The sequence below is a fragment of the Brevibacillus sp. JB24b genome, assembly GCF_051713385.1.
In the GTDB taxonomy this organism is placed as follows: Bacteria; Bacillota; Bacilli; order Brevibacillales; family Brevibacillaceae; genus Brevibacillus_B; species Brevibacillus_B laterosporus.
This window is the reverse complement of record NZ_JBNVQV010000001.1, coordinates 945,149-964,469: the sequence shown is the minus strand read 5'-3', so window position 1 is coordinate 964,469 and position 19,321 is coordinate 945,149. Positions and strand designations below refer to the sequence as shown.

18 protein-coding genes are annotated in these 19,321 nt (G+C 39.5%); 5 read left to right on the top strand and 13 right to left on the bottom strand.

Annotated elements, in window-relative coordinates:
• Positions 1-302 precede the first annotated feature (302 nt).
• The 3 genes from ACQV1I_RS05130 to ACQV1I_RS05120 all read left to right on the top strand — a co-directional run bounded on the left by ACQV1I_RS05130 (position 303) and on the right by ACQV1I_RS05120 (position 3,528).
• Positions 303-1,802: a potassium/proton antiporter gene (locus ACQV1I_RS05130; RefSeq protein WP_094700651.1), complete on the top strand. Its 1,500-nt coding sequence runs from the start codon at positions 303-305 to the stop codon at positions 1,800-1,802.
• A gap of 94 nt (positions 1,803-1,896) precedes the next feature.
• Entirely contained in the window at positions 1,897-2,985 is a 1,089-nt protein-coding gene (locus ACQV1I_RS05125; protein WP_094700652.1) for a hypothetical protein, read from the top strand.
• An 81-nt stretch (positions 2,986-3,066) separates the two neighbouring features.
• On the top strand, positions 3,067-3,528 hold the full coding sequence (locus tag ACQV1I_RS05120) for a hypothetical protein (protein WP_094700653.1): 462 nt from the start codon (positions 3,067-3,069) through the stop codon (positions 3,526-3,528).
• A gap of 8 nt (positions 3,529-3,536) precedes the next feature.
• Here ACQV1I_RS05120 and ACQV1I_RS05115 read toward each other — a convergent pair whose 3' ends face one another.
• The 10 genes from ACQV1I_RS05115 to trhA form a co-directional block, all read right to left on the bottom strand.
• Positions 3,537-3,926: a hypothetical protein gene (locus tag ACQV1I_RS05115; RefSeq protein WP_116332981.1), complete on the bottom strand. Its 390-nt coding sequence runs from the start codon at positions 3,924-3,926 to the stop codon at positions 3,537-3,539.
• The gene (locus ACQV1I_RS05110) at positions 3,923-4,477 is read right to left on the bottom strand and encodes a hypothetical protein (RefSeq protein WP_094700655.1); all 555 of its coding nucleotides are present in this window, start codon (positions 4,475-4,477) and stop codon (positions 3,923-3,925) included. The genes ACQV1I_RS05115 and ACQV1I_RS05110 overlap by 4 nt, the downstream gene beginning before the upstream one ends.
• 12 nt (positions 4,478-4,489) lie before the next feature.
• Positions 4,490-4,816, bottom strand: coding sequence for a hypothetical protein (locus ACQV1I_RS05105; protein WP_094700656.1), 327 nt, complete (start codon positions 4,814-4,816; stop codon positions 4,490-4,492).
• Positions 4,817-4,990: 174 nt separating this feature from the next.
• Positions 4,991-6,043 carry a YeiH family protein gene (locus ACQV1I_RS05100; protein WP_116332979.1) on the bottom strand — a complete coding sequence of 351 codons (1,053 nt, stop codon included), beginning with the start codon at positions 6,041-6,043 and terminating at the stop codon, positions 4,991-4,993.
• A gap of 282 nt (positions 6,044-6,325) precedes the next feature.
• On the bottom strand, positions 6,326-7,819 hold the full coding sequence (locus ACQV1I_RS05095; protein WP_116332977.1) for a sensor histidine kinase: 1,494 nt from the start codon (positions 7,817-7,819) through the stop codon (positions 6,326-6,328).
• Positions 7,800-8,504 (bottom strand): response regulator transcription factor, encoded by a 705-nt coding sequence (locus ACQV1I_RS05090; RefSeq protein WP_116332975.1) that lies wholly within the window; start codon positions 8,502-8,504, stop codon positions 7,800-7,802. Before ACQV1I_RS05090 ends, ACQV1I_RS05095 begins: the two co-directional genes overlap by 20 nt.
• A 65-nt stretch (positions 8,505-8,569) precedes the next feature.
• Positions 8,570-9,175 (bottom strand): class I SAM-dependent methyltransferase, encoded by a 606-nt coding sequence (locus tag ACQV1I_RS05085; protein ID WP_116332973.1) that lies wholly within the window; start codon positions 9,173-9,175, stop codon positions 8,570-8,572.
• Between the two features lie 108 nt (positions 9,176-9,283).
• Positions 9,284-10,429 (bottom strand): TolC family protein, encoded by a 1,146-nt coding sequence (locus tag ACQV1I_RS05080; RefSeq protein ID WP_116332971.1) that lies wholly within the window; start codon positions 10,427-10,429, stop codon positions 9,284-9,286.
• Between the two features lie 368 nt (positions 10,430-10,797).
• Positions 10,798-12,321, bottom strand: a complete 1,524-nt coding sequence (locus ACQV1I_RS05075; protein ID WP_094700661.1) for a DEAD/DEAH box helicase — start codon at positions 12,319-12,321, stop codon at positions 10,798-10,800.
• 396 nt (positions 12,322-12,717) lie between these two features.
• Positions 12,718-13,368, bottom strand: a complete 651-nt coding sequence (gene trhA / locus ACQV1I_RS05070) for a PAQR family membrane homeostasis protein TrhA (RefSeq protein WP_018671478.1) — start codon at positions 13,366-13,368, stop codon at positions 12,718-12,720.
• A gap of 216 nt (positions 13,369-13,584) precedes the next feature.
• Between trhA and ACQV1I_RS05065 the strand changes: the two genes are divergently transcribed.
• Complete coding sequence (locus tag ACQV1I_RS05065; protein WP_116332969.1) at positions 13,585-13,962, top strand: DUF423 domain-containing protein; 378 nt, start codon at positions 13,585-13,587, stop codon at positions 13,960-13,962.
• A gap of 7 nt (positions 13,963-13,969) precedes the next feature.
• Entirely contained in the window at positions 13,970-14,308 is a 339-nt protein-coding gene (locus ACQV1I_RS05060) for an ArsR/SmtB family transcription factor (protein WP_412679147.1), read from the top strand.
• Positions 14,309-14,438: 130 nt separating this feature from the next.
• Here ACQV1I_RS05060 and ACQV1I_RS05055 read toward each other — a convergent pair whose 3' ends face one another.
• The 3 genes from ACQV1I_RS05055 to ACQV1I_RS05045 form a co-directional block, all read right to left on the bottom strand.
• Positions 14,439-17,255, bottom strand: coding sequence for an S-layer homology domain-containing protein (locus ACQV1I_RS05055; protein ID WP_116332967.1), 2,817 nt, complete (start codon positions 17,253-17,255; stop codon positions 14,439-14,441).
• A gap of 203 nt (positions 17,256-17,458) precedes the next feature.
• On the bottom strand, positions 17,459-18,307 hold the full coding sequence (locus tag ACQV1I_RS05050) for a sugar phosphate isomerase/epimerase family protein (protein WP_116332965.1): 849 nt from the start codon (positions 18,305-18,307) through the stop codon (positions 17,459-17,461).
• 5 nt (positions 18,308-18,312) lie between these two features.
• Positions 18,313-19,296 carry a DUF6005 family protein gene (locus ACQV1I_RS05045; protein ID WP_116332963.1) on the bottom strand — a complete coding sequence of 328 codons (984 nt, stop codon included), beginning with the start codon at positions 19,294-19,296 and terminating at the stop codon, positions 18,313-18,315.
• Positions 19,297-19,321 lie beyond the last annotated feature (25 nt).

Here is a 19,321-nt window from a genome sequence, read left to right as displayed (position 1 = left end):
TTAGGAGGGGTATTTTTCTATACCTACTCTACTACCATTATAATAATGAAATTATCTTTACATAAGCTTTACGTTTTTCATCAAAAATAGGGTGTTATGTTACGCTTAATTAAGAGATCACAACAAAAGCCAAGGTATAAACGTTCTTTTTTATGAGATCTATTATAAAAAAGCACAAAAGTCCATCTAAAATGTTGCATCTCCCTTAGTTTCGTGTACATTTAAAAGAAAGGCTATCATGTAACAAATATCACACAGATCATTTTCTTACTTATATTTTATCTAAAGGAGTTGGTGTATGGTTGATTTTCACAACGGATAATATCATTTTGCTCCTCGCTGTTCTATTGGTTACTGGCGTTGTTACGGCCAAATTTTCATCACGGATCGGCCTTCCTTCCCTTGTTTTTTTCGTTGGAGTCGGAATGGTCCTGAGTAAATTCATTTATTACGATAATGCCTCGTTAACACAACTTTTCGGTATTCTCGCCCTTATCATTATTTTGTTCGATGGTGGCATGCAGACGAAATGGACTGACATTCGTGCTGTGGCCAAACCCTCTCTCTCCTTAGCAACCATAGGTGTTGTTCTTACCACTTTTCTGATTGGTGCATGTGCCAAGTTTATTTTAGGTTTGTCTTGGACTGAAGGTCTATTATTTGGAGCAATTGTTGGTTCTACAGATGCCGCTGCCGTCTTTGCTGTATTAGGCAATAAAAATATAAAAAAGCGACTGACTTCTGTACTGGAAGCAGAATCAGGCACAAATGATCCGATGGCCATGTTTTTGACCATCGCCCTTATAGAATTAATGCAGCATCCAGAAGTTAATTTATTCTCAATGATAGTAGAATTCTTATGGGAAATGGGTTTAGGTCTGATAATGGGTTATTTCTTAGGCAAAATCTCCACTATGCTCATTAAAAATATTAATCTGGATTCATCCGGTCTCTATCCCGTACTGTCTATTGCACTGGCAGTTCTAACTTACGGTGCCACCTCCATATTGGGTGGAAGTGGATTACTCGCTGTTTATGTGATGGCTGTCTTTGTAGGAAATGTAGAAATTCCCTATCGACACTCTATCTTACGCTTTAACGAAGCTTTTGCCTGGATGATGCAAATCCTGATGTTTATCCTGTTAGGTTTGTTAGTTTTTCCATCAGATTTATTACAAGTGATTTGGCAAGGCATTGCACTTTCTTTTCTACTAATGTTTGTAGCACGACCTATCGGGGTTTATATAAGCACGCTTGGTATGAAGTTCACTAGTAAAGAACGAACCTTTATTGCTTGGTCAGGTTTACGCGGTGCTGTCCCGATCGTATTAGCTACTTATCCATTGATTGCTGGGCTAGCGAATGCTCAGTTAATCTTTAATGTGGTCTTTTTCGTTGTCTTAACCTCTGCTCTCATTCAAGGGGCAACTATTTCGCCTCTCGCTAAATGGTTTGGTTTTTCTAAAGGAGAAAAGAAAGTAACTCCCTATAGCCTAGAGCTGGTTTCTCTTGCAAAAACAAACGCTGAAATGATTGAAGTTCACATTCGGGAAAACAGCAACGTAGTGGGTACCAATCTACTCGATCTACAATTGTCTGACCAGGCATTGGTAAACGCGATTATCAGAGGTAAAAAATTGCTAATCCCTAAGGGAGATACCATTTTAAAATCAGGCGATATCTTGTACGTACTTGGGCCTAAAACGGAGCAGGAGAGGATTAAGCAGCTATTTTCAGAAGAGCGTTCTGATCGAGAAGAACAGCTTACAAAACAAGAAGAAGAAAAAATTGATATATCCTAGAACAACTGGAATGTAAGATAAAAACGAAATTTTTTTCCTTTGTATGCATTGAGTTTCCTCTGTTGGTAAAAACTGAAGGTAGGAGGTGGTCAACATGACCTACAATCAAAATTATAATGCTTCTGCTTACAACCAAATCTCTGGACCTGCAAGCTCGATCTTCAACCCAAATTTCGCTGGTACAAATGTGCAGGAAGTAAAAGCTTTGAACAATAGCTTTTATCCAACAAACCAATCCTTTAGCCAAGTATCGAATCCAGCATTTGGGACACAAAGCGGTTTTGGATCCGCTAACAGTGTCTATAACCCCGGTTTTGCTGGTACAGATGTTCAAGAGGTTCGAGCTCTGAATGCAGGTCAACCTGCTCCAACTTTAGCAAATCAAGCTTACGGACAATTCTCTTCTTATGGTAATCAAAATTATGGAACACAAGGTGGATATGCTGGTGCAAATAGCGTATTCCAACCTGGTTTTGCTGGTACCAATGTTCAAGAGGTTCGAGCTCTCAACGCAGGTCAACCTACACCAGGTGTTGCAAACCTAGCAAACCTTGCCTATGGACAATTCTCTTCAGGTAACCAAAACTATGGAGTACAAGGCGGATATACTGGTGCGAACAGCGTATTCCAACCTGGTTTTGCTGGTACCAATGTTCAGGAAGTACGTCAATTAAACGCAACTCAAGCAGGAACTGCATTATCTCAAGGCTTGAACAGTAACATTAACAGTGTGTTTAATCAAGGTTTTGCAGGTACGAATGCAAATGAGGTACAAGCGCTTAATGCCGGTTATTCCCTGCCTGCTGTAGCTCAACAGCCGTACCAATCCTACACGCCACAAACACAATCATATCAATTCCAGACTCCTTCCTATAGCAGTCCAGTGAGCTATGCTGGAGCCAACAGTGTATTCCAACCTGGTTTCGCTGGCACAAATGTTCAAGAAGTACGTCAATTGAATGCAAGTCAACCTGCTTCTGCTGTTACTCAAAGCATGGGCAGCGGTATTAACAGCGGATATGCAACCCCAGCTTTTTCTCAGCAAGCTCAACAAAGCTATCAAAACTATAGCTCTCCTGCTCAAAACATTTTCCAAAATGGATTCGCAGGTACCAATGCTCAAGAAGTAAGAGCTCAAAACGCTGGTGGATACGGTACACTACACTCTTATAGCGGCTTGTAATTCTTACCCTATTACCTAGTCGTAAACAAAAAGACCGCTCTCGACAGGCGGTCTTTTTTATACTTAGGAAGGAGGCTGAATATGAAGCCGTATGGAGACTTTCGCAAACTATATAAATCTCTTAGGCGCTACGATTCACAACAGATTGCTGTTCAATGTAGTGAGGATCTGTTAGAAATTGAAGAAATCTGGCACTTTTATGAGACACTCACCGTTCATGAACTGCGCATTCTCTGTGCTGCTATCAAAAAAACAGAAGCTCAGCTCGGATACATACCGTTTTGTTTTTCTACCGTACCTATCGTCTTCATCATATTTTCCAGCAAGCTAACACATTACATTGCTAATAGCATCCCTTTGCTCTCTGTCCTTATTGTTGGTTTTGTCACGTTGTTAGTCTTTTTGATTTTCCGGCATTTCCGTAACAAATCATATAATGCTCTGCACTTATATATCGTGGAAAGTCTATTGCAAGTTAAATCGAAAGAAAAGAGCTCTGAAGACGAGCAAGGCTGTCCGATTACAGCTTCACCATTGATATAGAGATGGGTCTATCCTTCCCTCTCCTTTTCGAGAGGGTTCGCCGTCTTCAAGATAACATACTTGCCAGTCCACATGTTACTTGTAATCACCTGTTTTTGGCCATTACGTTCAAAAAAGTACCCTCCCCCTTGTTGCTCTATAAATTGGTATCCTCTTTGAGCCATTTGCTGTTTTAATCTTTCTGCCGCCTCTTTTTGAGTTCCTTCCATCATATAATACTCATATCCACCTTCTTTTCCGAGGCTGACCAGCTGCTCAGGATGTTCCTTTACCATAGCCATTGCTTGTTCGACCGGTATGGATGCAATGGGTAACGGAGGATACGGTAAATGAATGATCCACAGATAAACAACGAAAATACCTAATAGTACACTGCTCACTTTCCAGCCCATTTTCATACGTTTCCTCTTTTCTCCATAATGGCACGATATAGCTCATTAAGTGTATGTAGACTAGTCGTATCAACAGTAAACAGTTGGCCATCAAACCAGTAGAGATCATTTGCAAGCTGACTTAAATCGCCCTCAGTGTGTTCCATTTGAGCCAAAACACACGCTTGCGTATCATCTACACAATGCCGTACAGCAAGATGCCTTTCTATGTCATCGGAAAAACGTTGCTTCAATCGACAAAACACAGATCCATTCTGGTGGTTACATAAGCGATGTAGCGCTAGGTCAATTTGCAACCAACATGTCACGTAAAAGTGAAACTCAAGAAACAAAGTAGTAAGCGCTTTTTGAACCAACTCCTCCGCTTCTAATTCGTCGTTACTTCTTGTCTCTATACAAGCCTCCCATTCAAATACAGCTAGACGTAGTTGTTCTTTAGCTAGCTCAATGACCGGATAATGACTTACAGCCCCACGGTAAAATTTTTGAACAATCTGAAATAACAAAGCAGGGGGCCGCGGAGGTAGGTTTCCGTATCGGCTATTTGTATCACGCATACACTCATCCCCTTACTCGATGGCTGTTCCTTGTTCTTTCAAGCGGTCGATAATCTCATCAGCCCACTCTTTAAAAACACGAAGAGCTGATTCAATATCGGTATGTATCTCCATTTGTAAACATGTGAAATCAGGAAAATCTGTAATTTGATTCTTCTGGACACGAACCCCATCTTGTATAATCTGTATCTCCAAAAAAACAGGTACATTTTCGTCCACACCATACGTATTTTCTACATATTCATAGGTACGAACCCATTCAAGAACCCTAATTTCATTTGGTTTTAAATGAATGGCTTGCGTTATCGACATAATCGTTTCATTTCCGTAGTAATGCATACCTTATACTCCCCTTTAATACTTCCGATATTTGAAGCATACAGCAAACTAATCTTGTTCACAAGCTTGTAACAGCTAGAATTGCTGTGAAATAATGTTGGGAGAAAAATCCCGTTCAATTTACGTCCTCCTAGATAAAAAAACTCCACTCCCAATGGGAATGGAGACACTTTATTAAGCTAAATGAAAAGCAAACGTCATTGCAAAACCAAATAAGGAAAGTAATATCGATCCAACTAAACCCGCTGAAAATGATTTTAGTCCCATTCGTTTAAAGGCAACCAAATCTACATTTAACCCTAATCCTGCCATGGCCATTGCGATTAACAAATATGCGATATTGACGATTTGTGTAGCAATTTCTTGAGGAATAATTCCTAGTGAGTTAACAGCGCTCATCGCCAAAAATCCAAAGATAAACCACGGAATAGGTAACGACCTCCAGGAAAACTGTTTATTTGTTTCCCCGTTCATTTTTTGTTCCAAACGACTGCTCCATATTCCTATGCCAATCGCGATAGGGACAAGGAGAGCAACTCGAGTTAATTTGACAATGACAGCAATATCTACAGCACTATTTCCGCCAGGTGCCGCTGCTGCAATCACGTGTGCTATCTCATGGAGGGTAGCACCAGAGAAAACACCATAACCATTTGGTGTTAAGCCAAGAAAAGGATAGAGAAGTGTATACAGAAGCGTGAAAATAGTACCTAAAATAGCAACGGTAGCCGCTCCAATCGCTGTTTCCTCATCGTTAGCTTTGATTTGCGGAGCAATTGCTACAACCGCTGCCGCACCACAAATAGCCGTTCCACATGCCGTTAAAATCCCTAATTTCTTTTCTACTTTAAACCAGCGTGTAAATAGATAGACTACACTTAATCCAAAAATAATGGCTAATACTGCCATAGCAAACACTTTAGGACCTGCATATAAAATATCCATCAAATTTAATCGCATACCAAGTAAAATAATACCGACCCTAAGCAATTTTTTGCTAGAAAAATTGGTACCTGTAATCGTTTGTTGTGGAACACCAGCCACTGCACGCCATGTAATCCCGATCAAGATCGCAATTACCAATTGCCCCATTATACTTAAAAAAGGAAATTGAGCTAGATATCTAGCTACTAAAGCGATAAGTAAGGTAATCACTAATCCAATGATAAAACCAACTGTCCGCTTCTCTTGTTTGACAAGCCCTTTGGTTTTTGTTTTGACTTCCATTGTATCTCTCCATTCTGTCTATCAAGGAACTTCCCTTATCTGCTTCCACTATAAGTTCTTTTGATTGACAAGTGAAATACAGATATACAATGCTTATCATTAGAAAAACTTATCATTAGAAACAAATCACTTTCATAAAAAACGCATGCCCCCCTTTCCAAAAGGAATTACATGCGTTTTTTATCATACGATTAGTCCATGTATTTGTTTGTATTAGGATCTAATGTCCAAATAGTCTTTTCGTATCCTGAGTAGCCGCATCGATTATTTTTAACAGATATTTTACTCCGGCAATTCTACGTAAAAAAAGATCATATTGTCACGTGATTCAGCCCAAATTTTCCCACAATGCAACTCAGCGATGCTCTTAGCAATAGCTAGACCTAATCCAGATCCTTCCTTTGCCATACTCCGCGATTCATCAACCTTATAAAAACGTTCAAATAAACGATCTAATTCCATGGGAGTCAGATTGGGGCCTTTATTACCAATTGAGATACGAATAGAACTTCCTAGTTGTTCTGCGCTTATTAAAATTTCACCTGGTTTTTCACTATATTTAATAGCATTTATTAGTAAATTATCAAACACACGTACTATTTTATCTGCATCTACATGTACTAACAGATGGTCTACAGCATAGTTTTTCCGAAAGACCAAACCTTCTTCTTCCGCTTGAGGTACAAGCTCCTCCATTAACTGTTCTAACATTTCTAATATATCAACTCTCTGCATTTGCATTCTTACACCATTATTAGATAGCTTGGTATAATCAAATAAGTCCTCAATTAAACGCTTTAATTGTTCCGACTTATTAACAGCAATTCCGGCATACTCTTCCAATTGTCCCTCACTATGATAACGCTTATCCTGAATCAGTCGTAAATAACCCATAATAGAAGTAAGTGGAGTACGTAAATCATGTGAAACATTGGTGATTAGCTCATGCTTGGTTCGCTCTGCCTTACGTTCTTCCTCTCTAGTATGATGTAATTGCATTGCCATGACATTAATATTATTAGCCAACTGTCCCAATTCATCGTTACTGTTAACTGGTACACGAATGTCAAGATTCCCCAGTGCCATTTCTTGAATGCCTTGTGAAATACTTTGAATTTGGTACATTTTTCGCTTTGTTAGATAGTAAAAGGAAAAAATAAATACGCCAAAACCAATTAGTCCTGGTAACTGACTATAGCCTGTTTGATAGACGATAGACGGTTCTGGCATACCTCGTACTATTAAATAAAGTTTTTTATCCCCTACATCCACAGGATAGAAGGAAACAAACTCTTTTGCCTCATTCTGATAATCCTGACGATAAATACGCAGATCCATTGCATTTTGGATAACAGAATGAATATCAATCGTAGCCTCGGAGGTTTGTTTACTTTTATATAAGACTTTTCCTTGTTCATCAACCAATAAAATGTGATATTTCCCGCTATTCGAACGGTCATCGATTATTTCTTGCAACTCAAACCGATATGAGGGATTTTGTTGTTTATTTTCATTTTCTATTCGGAGAGTGCTTATCAAATTACGAGCATGATTATCAATGCTTTCCATCCCTGACGTATAATCAATATATGCCCGTTTCGTTAGCATATAGGGATTAAGAACACTGGCTACAAAAAATCCAGCCAGTACACATATCCCAAAAGCAGCAATCAATTGTATACGTAAACTTGATTTACCCTGAGCAATCATTTTTTTCGAAAGCTTATAACACGTATAAAACGTATATGGTATTAGCCTAAATGGATTCCATTTCAACTTTATAACCTACTCCCCAAACGGTTTTGATATAGCGAGGTTTACGTGGGTTTTGCTCAATTTTCTCCCTGATTTTACGAATATGTACCATGACTGTATTATCAGATTGATAAAAAGGCTCATTCCAAATTCGTTCGTAAATTTTTTCTGCACTAAACACAATTCCTTTATGGCGAGCCAATAATTCTAAAATAGCAAATTCTCGTGGAGTTAGTTTCACTTCTCGCCCATCTATCTTCACTTCATGCGTCGCAACATTGATCGTTAAGTCATCGACTACGAGTTCGTCAGTCCTCACTTCTGAAAAACCGCTTAACCGCATGTAACGTCTTAACTGCGACTTTACTCGCGCCAACAGTTCCATCGGGTTAAACGGCTTTGTCACATAATCGTCGGCACCAGTAGCTAACCCAATAATCTTGTCCATATCCTCCGCTTTGGCGGACAGCATGATGATCGGGACATTTTGCTTTTCCCTGATCCTCATGCAGGCAGCCAATCCATCCAATCTGGGCATCATAATATCTAAAATAATTACGTGTACTTGATTTTCCTCCAGGATTTGTAACCCTTCTAATCCATCAGCCGCCTTCAAAACACGGAAGTCCTCGTTACTCAAATAGATATCAATCAAATCACGTATTTCTTTTTCATCATCAATGATTAAAATCGTTTCTTTCATCATCGGATTCCTCCCGTGAACAAATAGCATCTTATGTTCATTCTATTTATTTCTCATCGGATTGTCTGTTACTTACGACACCGATATACAAATGCAGGAGGGATGTTTAACGGCTCAAAAGAAATAGATACCTCACGAAAGGTCTCTTTCAACTGTTTTCTCATTTGTAGGGAATATTGGAAAGCGACAAAAGCACCGCCTGGTTTTAACGATTGCATAATCTCCGCTACGATCCGTTCACGTAATTCCTGTGGAAAGTTCATAAACGGTAATCCACTAATGATGACATCTACCTGTTCTACACCTGCCTGATTTAAGTCTGCAGACAAACACTGAGCATCGCAATGATGGTGAAAAGAAGGAAATCTCTCTTGTAAATCAGCTCGAAGTTTTACATCTTGTTCATATACAAACACTTTTGTATGAGATGAAATTTTATGTTTCAGTTTTTGCGTAAACACACCAGTACCTGCACCTAGTTCAACCACTGACGTAACTTCTGTCCAGTCGATTCCATCTAGCATTCTTTTAGATAAGCGTGCTGAGCTAGGAGTAACACTCCCTACCTCACGTGGTGATTTAACAAATGTAGTAAAAAACCGAACTTTATCTCTAACATATCGTTGCATAGCTAGACAAGTGGTCGTTTCTACAGCGCTTTTATTCGCTTTCATTTATGCTCTTCCTTTCTTGTCTGATCCTTTGTCCTATTTTATAAGACGGATCTTAAAAAGAAAGGGTACAAGTTCTTAAAAAAAACTTAAAATTTATACACTTCTTTATTAAGAAACAGGTCTTCCCATTGAGTTTTTATAGGTGAGATAGGCTAATCGATAATTGTGAGTAGCTGTTTCATATTCGTTTTCTCGCTGTGCTAGCTCCTCCTCAGCAGACATAAGATCCAGGGTAGTTGCAAGACCATGTTCATAGCGTAATTGTGTTAAACGATAATTCTCTTTGGAAGCTTCTCTGGCTTTTTCAAATGCCTCTATACTTTGTTTAGCGGAAGTCAAAGTTTCATAATTTCGAGTAACTTCTAACAAAATATCGTTTTTGGTTTGTTCTTTATTCACTTCTGCTGTTTCCAAATCATTTTTGGCAAGCTGTCCTTGGAAGGAGGACAAGATTGAATATTTCTCTATCGTTTCAACATTCTTTTTCGCTGCTTTTACTTCTTCGTCAATTTTTAGAATCTCAGCACGTTGGGCAACAGCTAAACGCTTGGCTTCTTCCAATGGAGTAATCTCTTTGTCGCGTATATCCTCTTCAGGTATAGATAGCTCCCATTCTTTAGTCAAATCTTCCGCCAAAAATTGATTTAGTGAAAGCGTAGAAATGCTAACCTGATTACGGGCTGCTTCATAATTAGCTTTTGCTTGGGCTAATCCTGTTTCTGCTTGCATCACATCATTTTTGGATTTTACTCCTGCTTTATATAACGTATTTGCCGTATCTACCTGTTTTTGTGCACGAGTTAAGCTTTGTTCCTTCAACTGCAACTCTTGCTTGGCATGCCACAGCTCATAAAAAGCTTTCTCTGCACCTAGCTTGGTCTTATCCTCCATTGCTTGTAACATATATTTGTGGCTGTTTCTGGCGGCTTCCGCTTTAGCTGTTTGCACATATTTCTGCTGAGCTTCACCGAGCGATGAAATATTTGATTCTTTCATCTTTACTGAACTATATATGGCTTGGTTAGCATTAATATCAGCTGTATCGACATCAAGGCGGAATTTCTTTAGATCGATATTTTGTTTCAATGCCAACTCAGCAGCTTTTTCAGGAGTTATTTCACGTTTTTCTTCACTATTTTGGGAATGTATAGCCTTCTCATCTGTTGCATGAACCATTGCTGGATAACTAGAAAACATTAGCGAACCTATAATCACTATCAATAACCGGATTTGTTTGGTATCGGAAACACTCATTACTTGCTGGTTCCTCCTTTATATCTTTTGCTACGCTACATAAGCTATTAAATTCATAAGCAAATTCTAATATTCTCTGCTTATTATCCACCCGTATTATGTAACCTTTCAATCAGTAAATGTTTCATTTCCTACCAAGACAAACCCAGAAAACCCAGCTTATAGCATGATTGTTATTAAAAAATAGCTTACTTGTTAAACTTCCTTTTCATTTCCTCTGTCTTTTGATAAGTTAAAATCATATTCTGAAAAATCTACCTTTAAAAGCATACAAAAAAGACGTGTAGATAGCCTTTGCTCCTTTCGGAGTCGGGCAATCATACACGTCTTGTACATCTATTATTAGCTGTTTAGAGTTGAATCAACTACTATACGCGAGGTTTTCTACCTTCAGATGATGGTCTGCTAGGTGCTCTACCACCACTGCTACGACGACGGTCATCACCGCTACTGCGACGACCACCTTCTGAACGGCCACCACGATAGTTGCTACTACCGCTACGACGCTCGCCATAGCCACGGCGTGGACCACTACCGCGTTTATCATCGCCAAAAGGACGGCGTTTTTTAGAACGTAGAGGTGCCTCCTCAGTTAAACGAATTGGAGTTACATCCGGCTCTTTGGTCAGCATTTTCAGAGCAGCTGCCACCAATGTAACAGAATCATTTTCTTGAAGTAGAGTTTCTGCCAAGCTATGGTAATCACGGTAGTTTTCTTCACCGATTACAGACAATAATTTGTCAACTGTAATGCGTTGTGCACCTTCAATTGCTTCCGTTAATGTTGGTACAGGACGACGACTCATTTTACGTTTTGTAACCTGTTCAATCATGCGCAAGTGATCAATCTCGCGAGATGTTACAAATGTAGTCGCAACACCTGTCTTACCTGCACGACCTGTACGACCAATACGGTGAACATAGCTTTCAGGGTCTTGTGGAATATCAAAGTTATATACGTGTGTAACACCACTGATATCCAAACCACGAGCTGCTACATCTGTTGCAACTAGAATGTCGATGGTGCCTTCTTTAAATTGACGAAGAACACTGTCGCGCTTTGCTTGTGTTAAGTCACCATGGATACCTTCCGCAGAATAACCACGTTTGTTCAGGGCTTCGCTCAATTCATCAACGCGACGCTTCGTACGGCCAAACACGATAGCTAATTCTGGGGACTGTATATCTAATAAGCGAGTCATTACATCAAACTTCAATTTTTCCTGAACTTCCATGTATACTTGCTCAATGTTTGGAACCGTTACTTCTTTTGCTTTCACGGTGATTTTTTCTGGGTTTTTAAGGTAGCGTTGTGCCAAAGATTCGATTTGGCGTGGCATTGTTGCTGAGAACAACAAAGTTTGACGCTCATCTGGAATTTGCTCTAAAATGCTTTCGATTTCTTCAATGAAACCCATGTTTAGCATTTCATCAGCTTCATCCAATACCAAGGTTTGAATGTTTTGTAGACGGATTGTGCGACGGTTGATGTGGTCAATTAGACGGCCAGGAGTTGCAACGATAACGTGAGGGTTCTTTTTCAATGCGCGTATTTGACGCATGATATCCTGTCCACCATAAATTGGCAAGGTTTTAATACCTGTGTATTGACCTAGTTTGATCAATTCCTCAGATACCTGTACAGCCAACTCACGAGTTGGAGCCAATACAATACCTTGAATGTGGTTAGAAGAGGTATCAATCTTTTCAATCATTGGGATACCGAATGCTACGGTTTTCCCTGTTCCTGTTTGAGCCTGACCAATCAGGTCTCTTCCTGTTAATGCAACTGGAATGGTTAAAGCTTGGATTGGAGTCGCTTCTTCAAAACCCATGTTACTGATGGATCGAAGTACGGATGGACTCAATCCTAGTTCATTAAATGTAGCCAAATTTTTTCAATCTCCTTTATTTACGGATGAAATCCTACATGCTTTATACACGATAAGTGCCAGAAAACCTAACATCTATAGTCTGCCACTTTATTGTGTATATAAGCCTCTAATATTTTATTTGCTTCTGATAAACCTATCAGTGGAATGATCGTCTGTAAGCACTCGTTTTTCACAAAAAAAAGCATTAAGCAGAATTCACACTTAATGCCTGCACATTCTCGTGTTTTATAAAAAAATGGCAATCATTAAAGATGGAACAACAAGTCCATCGCCATTGGTTACTCGCGAATTTCCCACGGATATAGGCGTTTCATCGCAACGTATTAACAATATCATGTCTTTTGATGAAAAGCAACTAATTACAACACAATGGAACCCTTATAAAAAGCTTTATTAGATGGGAACAATGTACTTTACTACCATGATAAAATGAAGCGTGGTTCCTGCCATCACGAACAAATGAAATATCTCATGAAACCCAAAACGATTGGGGAAAAAATCAAATATTTTGGTCGCATAAATGATTGCTCCTATCGTATACATTACGCCACCAATGATAATGAGAGCAATCGCTCCAATCGGTAAGTGATTGATTAGTTGGACAAACGGAACGACCGCAATCCAGCCTAATGTCACATAAAAAGCCGTAGATACATAGCGCGGAGCGTGAATATAGAAAATTTTCAGGAACATTCCGATCAATGCTAATGCCCACACAGCACCGAGCATACTCCATTTCCAGCCACCCGATAAACCATAGTAAAACACGGGCGTATACGAGCCTGCAATGAGGAAATAAATAGCGATGTGGTCAAATTTCTTGAGCATCATCTCTTTTGCTGGCGTTGTCCTTACCCAATGATATAAGGAGCTTGCACCGTATAACAAGATGATACTAACACCAAAGACTGTTAATGTAATCAGCTTGGAAACACTGTGACGGGACAAAACGATCAAAAACACAAGACCAACAATACCAGCCAGGAACGTAATAAAATGCGTCCATGTATTAACCGGTTCTTTCATTTTCCAAAAACGCTTCATCTTTCCTCTCTCCCTTCCTTCGTACCGGACTTTCATAATAATAAGCCCTATTGTATCACTCCATAAGCACATCGAATAGAAATACTTTCATTTTTAACAAAACATTCATCTTAATCAATAAGATACTTCTTGTGATGTGCTTGCGTTGCTGTGGTTTTCCTTATTATTGATGTACAATATTTGTAAATCAACGGTTTAGAGAAAGGAAGACTAAAAATGGCTCAAACCTTCATGATACTAGGCGGCATAGGCGGTTTTCTCTCTGTGGCGCTAGGGGCATTTGCAGCTCACGGTTTAAAAGGAAAACGAAGCGATAGCATGCTGGCCAATTTTCAGACCGGTGCACAATATCAGATGTACCATTCTCTCGCTTTAGTGATGACAGCGATTTTGATCAAAGTCCTAGGGACGAGTGCACTACTTACTGCTGCTGGATGGTTGTTTGTTGTGGGGATTGTCCTCTTTTCGGGAAGTTTATATGCGCTGAGTTTATCAGGTATTCGTAAGCTTGGTGCTATTACACCACTAGGTGGGCTTGCTTTTCTAGCAGGATGGGCTTGCCTATTCATCTGTGGGTTTACTTGGTCCGCGTAATTGTTTTTTGCTAAATAAAAAACTTGCAGATAATACCTATTTTTTGTATTATTTTTCCATGTCTAATATTTTAATTAAAGATAAACAGCGAATAAAAATTTTAAAAGCATTGGCGGATGAAACACGCCTGCAGGTCATTCGGGTTCTTTTTCAAAAAGAACAAGAGGCAAAGTGCGGGGAGGTCGGTGAACTTTGTCACATGTCAAAATCTAATGCCTCTTATCATTTTCGAACCTTACGAGAAGCAGGGCTCATCCATATGCGCAATGAAGGCCAGTCTAAATTTTTACGTATTAATCGAGAAACCTTTGAACAATATTTACCTACATTCCTCCAAACCTTATAGGGTAAGAGCATTTTTTGTCCAGGCTATGCTACCGAGAAATTAATTCGGCATACTCGATAAAAAAGCATACGAACCGGGCGACGTTTACTAATTCCCGATCCGTATGCTTGTCTTTTATCCCTACTTATCTCTACAACAAGTTAAGTTTTCCAATCATTCGTTTGATCATTACGGCACAATGAGATCGTGTTGCATTTGCCTGTGGTTGTAAATACCCGTAGCTGACACCTTGAATGAGTCCAGCGTAATAAGCCTCTGCTAGATCACGTTTTCCCCAAGCAAGCTGGCCTAGATCATGGAATAAAGTACTAAAAGTAGCTTGTTGACCGGTAGTAATCTTTACACGAAGCCCCCGTTTTTCTAATATGCGTTTCATAATAACTGCCATTTCCTGACGAGTAATGGTTTTGTTTGGTCCAAACATTCGATTTTCGTAACCAAGAACATAACCTCTGCTCCTTGCTGTCTCTACAGCACCAGCATACCATGCGGATGAATAAACATCGCTAAAGCGTGAACCACTTCCTTCTTGTTCTCCAAGCGCTCTTATTACCATCGCTACAAATTCAGCACGGGTAATTGGTTGTTCTGGTACGAAATAATTACTTGACTGACCATAGATCATTAGTTTATTTGCTAACAATTCCACATCATGACGTGCCCAGTGTCCATACATATCTCGGAATGTCTTTTTGAAGGTAGCAAGGGCAAAGGTTCCAGTCAATCGCTGATCCCGTATTTTGACTCTAGTTTCGCTACGTACATACTCAAAATCAGCCGGTACATAAGACAAGCGATTCTGTTTGTCATCATAGTGAAACACAGCCGTTGTGCTTATATCTATTCTCCCATCTACTGTATAAGAAAAGTTATCTTTTTTATCAAAATGAACAACTTTTGAAATAACCCTACCGCCTTCTTTTTCAACGGCTCTTATCATTTCACGTTGCCACTCTTTATTGTTCTCTTTGTCTTTACGAGAATTTGCTCCTGAACCTGATGAAGAATCATCCTCTACAATTACTTTAACTCTATCCTCCTTATCTCCATCATCAGAAATAACATAAACATAAGTGGTCCCTTCTCGCTTTCCTTTAATTTCGGCTTTACCCTTCCCTCGGTCTTTTACAGTCGCAATCCGTTTATTTTTACTTTTCCATTCTACGTTTTGATTGGTCGCATCCTTAGGAGAAACAGTAGCTCGAACCGTAACAGTATCCCCCTTATCCAGTTTGATTCTTGATTTATTTATCCGAATGCTCTTAACCTTCACATCTTTACCGAATACATCTCGTGGTACTTTTGCAGCGAAAACAGTTGGCTTGTTCAGCTTTAGAGCTTCCACGATGACCGCTGCCGTATCCATTGTGGAAATAGAATTTGGATTGTTACCTGTCTTTATATCCGGTCCTGATACTGCCCATGTCAGTTTGTTAAACTTGTTCGTAGAAGTAGGGTAATCAACATCAGCTCCTTCATCTGTTACCAAAAGAATTAAGGATTTATTTTTCTGTTTCTGTATCTCTAGCGCCTTTAGTATAAGTCCCACTTCCTGATCCACTTTCCGCACAGCTTCTGTATATTTTGCGGAATGATAGCCATATTGATTCGCTACTAGCTTTGGGCCTTGTAATTGAACAAACGTTAATCTATTTTTATTCCCTTGATGTAAAATATACGATGCCGCTTGCTTGGCTACTTCTGCATCAGATAGATTTTGACTACCAGTGTTCATGGTAATTTGGTCGACTTTTGCTAACTCTTCTTCTAAAATCCCTCGACGGATATCTGCGTTAGCTGTAAAAGCCCCGATATGAGCTTCCGGTCTTTCTTCATGTAGCCACCGAATCACAGAAGCATGTGGACTATATGTCGTACGCGAATTAGTATCTACATTACTGCTAGTAATACCATGTTCCTCAGGAGGTACACCAAGTAGGATGCTTGCCCAGTTTTCTGCACTTTTTTGTTCAGCTACGGGCTTGGCTGCATACGTATAGGTCCCGTTCTTAATCAAGCTATCCATATTTGGAGTAAAAATCTTTTTGTTAGCGTTACCAAGTCCACTAATACCAATCAAAATCACACGTTCATACGACTGTAAATGTTTGTACTGATCAAGCTGCTGTTGCACCAATTTTTTATCATGACTATCAATCCTGCCATCCCGATTGACATCAGCATTTTTAATTTTTGCCCAGGTAGGATCTTTCTTATCTTTGCCCATATGTTTTTGAACGAACGCTACATCCTCAGAAGTTAGTAGCCCATCTTGGTTTACATCCGTATTTGCATATACTTGCACTTCACCGATATATGTGGGAGCCATTTTATCTATGAAAACATAAAAACGGGCTTTACCAGGGGAGTTCCCTTGAATACGCAATCGATTATCAGCTTGTTTGGTAATAGTAGCAATGTCTGGGTTATCGCTCATTACTTTATAGTCTAACTCTATAGTAGGAGCTACCAAAGTCACATCCACACAGTGGTCTACGTGAACATTAAGCTTTTCATGTGTTAGGGAGAACTGTGATAGGAGCTTCTTTGCATTTTTCAATGTGACCATATCAGTTGTGGAAGCGTTATTCTTTGCGGGGAGTAGTGGGGCTAAGTGTATATCCTTAGATTGATCCTTGGACTTTTCTTCCGATTCAGTAAAATCTACTGGGATCGTAATGTTTGGTTTTTGTTGCCCTGTCTTTGACTTTGTTTTTGTTTCGTTAGATGGATCTGGTTCTTTTTTTGAAGTAGACGTGTTTTGATCAGCTGTAGTTATGTCTTGGTCATCTTTGGTATCTGTGGTCGGGTGATTTTTACGTTTGACTTCGTTAACCGATACAGTCACCTGTGTCTTAGATACTGCCAATACGTCTACGGGTACTGTGGATAAAAATAAAGCGAAGGCTGATCCAGCAGAAATCCATTTTAAAACGCAGTTAAACATGGTATCCTCCTTTTACTTTGTTGTTTCATCACATTTCATTAGAGATAGCGATACAACAGTTGTTAACCTCAAAGGTTCTTAACCATGTTATGCGTTTACTGAAACGGATTATGCTTTAATCAAGTTTTTACATGCAAAAAGATAGCCTGGATGGCTATCTTTTTATGTTATAGTACTACCTATTTTCAATTTATATTTACTTGCTATAAAAGACTTAATGACTGAGCTGGTACTTGTTGGCGCAACCATTTCATTTCTTCACCTAATACCTTAGCTGGGTTAGGACCAAACCACTCGATCGATGCAAAATGATCTGTCTTAGCAATAACTTCAAGAATAGAACGATAGTCTACTGCTCCATATGCTAATGGGACAATCCCTTCGCGGCTTCCACTTGGCGAGTAAACATTATTTGGCAGAAAAACTCCCAAATGCTCAGTAGAAACGATATTTTTCAGGTGATAATGGCGCACCCATGGCTGTAGCTTTTCAAAGCTGTCAATTGGATCAGCACCGGATTCCCAGATATGCAAAAAGTCCAGGTTGATTGCTATCGATGGATGGTTAATTTCTTCTAATAGGGTCAGCGTAGATGTGAGATCATCAGTCAATGTGTTGGGATGTGTCTCTAAGAGCAGTTCCATCCCATTCTCCCCACATAGATCGCACAGTTCGCGCAAATGCCCTACATATAACGCTCGCTCGCTTGCCGATACCTCAGCACTTGCCTTCTGCCCAGCAAACGTCCGAATGCGATTGCCCCCTAACCACTTCGCTAAGGAGATTAATCGTTTCCCTTTATCGAGCGTTTTGGAGAATGATTGATGAGAGGATATATCTAAATAGTCGCTTAGCATCGATATCTGCATTTCATGCTTTGTTAAGATACGAAGCTGTTCTTCTGCTTTTTCTCGATCCCCATCATACAAGTGCTGAGCATGAATCCCCCATAATTCGATACCGTCAAAATCATGTCGCCTGGCAAATTCAACCATATCCGCAAAAGAGATTAGCTGATGGCGAAAAGAAATCGTGCATAGTGAAAATTTCATCAACCCTACCTCCATTCCTCTTCATTAAGAGTCACAGCTGCTCTATCCATCAACGTCCATTGTACAAACTGGCTCTCTAGCTCTTCTTTAATCTGTAATTCAATCGTATCGGCTTCCTCAAGGGCCTCAATGATCGGAGGTAGCAGTACTAGATTCTTAGTCATAGACATTTTTACCGCCAGATATTGCGCCGTGGTGAAGGCTTGTACAACATCTTCAATCTGATAAGCTAACCGTAAAAATTCATCACGGGAATATTGAAGATAATCTTTAAAAAACATGAACGCATACTCGTAGCTATATTTTCGGATCGCAATCACTTTCACCTGTTTCACAGCAGGTAGTAGCATATCGAGAGTATATCCATTCCTCTCCTCTGCCATATCTGAGATCAGTGCTTTCAGACTACTAGTAAATTCATTATGACTCCGTTGAAAAGTGGCATGAAAGTATTGCTCCGTTTTTTCATAGGAGGGTGCTACGATATTCCTAGCATCAAATAAATAGCCGCCTCCGAATGGATTTTGTAGGAATGCTTCTATGACTGTTGCCTTTTTTACATTTCCCTCCCAGCGAAAGTCTGGGTCGAACATAAACCATTCGTCCTCGTTCTCTGTTTTAGAAATCATCAAAAAATGAGGAAAAGGCTTTAAAGCGAATTTATTATCACGTTCAGGAATAAGTGACATATCAATCTGTACAAGCACAAACTGATGCTCGTTGCGAGAATCAAGTAGCTCTAAAAAGGTTTGCAAATTACTCTCTTTATCTTTATTAGAATCGTACCATTCCTGTACGTTAGCACTAAAAAGGTGTTCAAATCCATTTATAATCGGCTCATGATTGTCTGTGTAGTAGGTTAGAACTCCGTCTTCTTTTTTGACAAAATCAGCATCCCAAACCCCAAAATAATAGGGACGGTAATCCACATGGGTATATCGTTTGATTACTTCACAAAAGCAACTAATTAAGCAATGAACCTTAACCATGAAATCCCCCTGAGCTGTACGTATT

What these genes read in the sequence shown, in the direction of transcription:
- ACQV1I_RS05085 (WP_116332973.1), bottom strand. Translation starts at nt 9,175, where the DNA reads ATGAAAGCGAATAAAAGCGCTGTAGAAACGACCACTTGTCTAGCTATG.
- ACQV1I_RS05045 (WP_116332963.1), bottom strand. Translation starts at nt 19,296, where the DNA reads ATGGTTAAGGTTCATTGCTTAATTAGTTGCTTTTGTGAAGTAATCAAA.
- ACQV1I_RS05050 (WP_116332965.1), bottom strand. Translation starts at nt 18,307, where the DNA reads ATGAAATTTTCACTATGCACGATTTCTTTTCGCCATCAGCTAATCTCT.
- ACQV1I_RS05090 (WP_116332975.1), bottom strand. Translation starts at nt 8,504, where the DNA reads ATGATGAAAGAAACGATTTTAATCATTGATGATGAAAAAGAAATACGT.
- ACQV1I_RS05110 (WP_094700655.1), bottom strand. Translation starts at nt 4,477, where the DNA reads ATGCGTGATACAAATAGCCGATACGGAAACCTACCTCCGCGGCCCCCT.
- ACQV1I_RS05105 (WP_094700656.1), bottom strand. Translation starts at nt 4,816, where the DNA reads ATGCATTACTACGGAAATGAAACGATTATGTCGATAACGCAAGCCATT.
- ACQV1I_RS05065 (WP_116332969.1), top strand. Translation starts at nt 13,585, where the DNA reads ATGGCTCAAACCTTCATGATACTAGGCGGCATAGGCGGTTTTCTCTCT.
- ACQV1I_RS05080 (WP_116332971.1), bottom strand. Translation starts at nt 10,429, where the DNA reads ATGAGTGTTTCCGATACCAAACAAATCCGGTTATTGATAGTGATTATA.
- ACQV1I_RS05115 (WP_116332981.1), bottom strand. Translation starts at nt 3,926, where the DNA reads ATGAAAATGGGCTGGAAAGTGAGCAGTGTACTATTAGGTATTTTCGTT.
- ACQV1I_RS05100 (WP_116332979.1), bottom strand. Translation starts at nt 6,043, where the DNA reads ATGGAAGTCAAAACAAAAACCAAAGGGCTTGTCAAACAAGAGAAGCGG.
- trhA (WP_018671478.1), bottom strand. Translation starts at nt 13,368, where the DNA reads ATGAAGCGTTTTTGGAAAATGAAAGAACCGGTTAATACATGGACGCAT.
- ACQV1I_RS05055 (WP_116332967.1), bottom strand. Translation starts at nt 17,255, where the DNA reads ATGTTTAACTGCGTTTTAAAATGGATTTCTGCTGGATCAGCCTTCGCT.
- ACQV1I_RS05125 (WP_094700652.1), top strand. Translation starts at nt 1,897, where the DNA reads ATGACCTACAATCAAAATTATAATGCTTCTGCTTACAACCAAATCTCT.
- ACQV1I_RS05120 (WP_094700653.1), top strand. Translation starts at nt 3,067, where the DNA reads ATGAAGCCGTATGGAGACTTTCGCAAACTATATAAATCTCTTAGGCGC.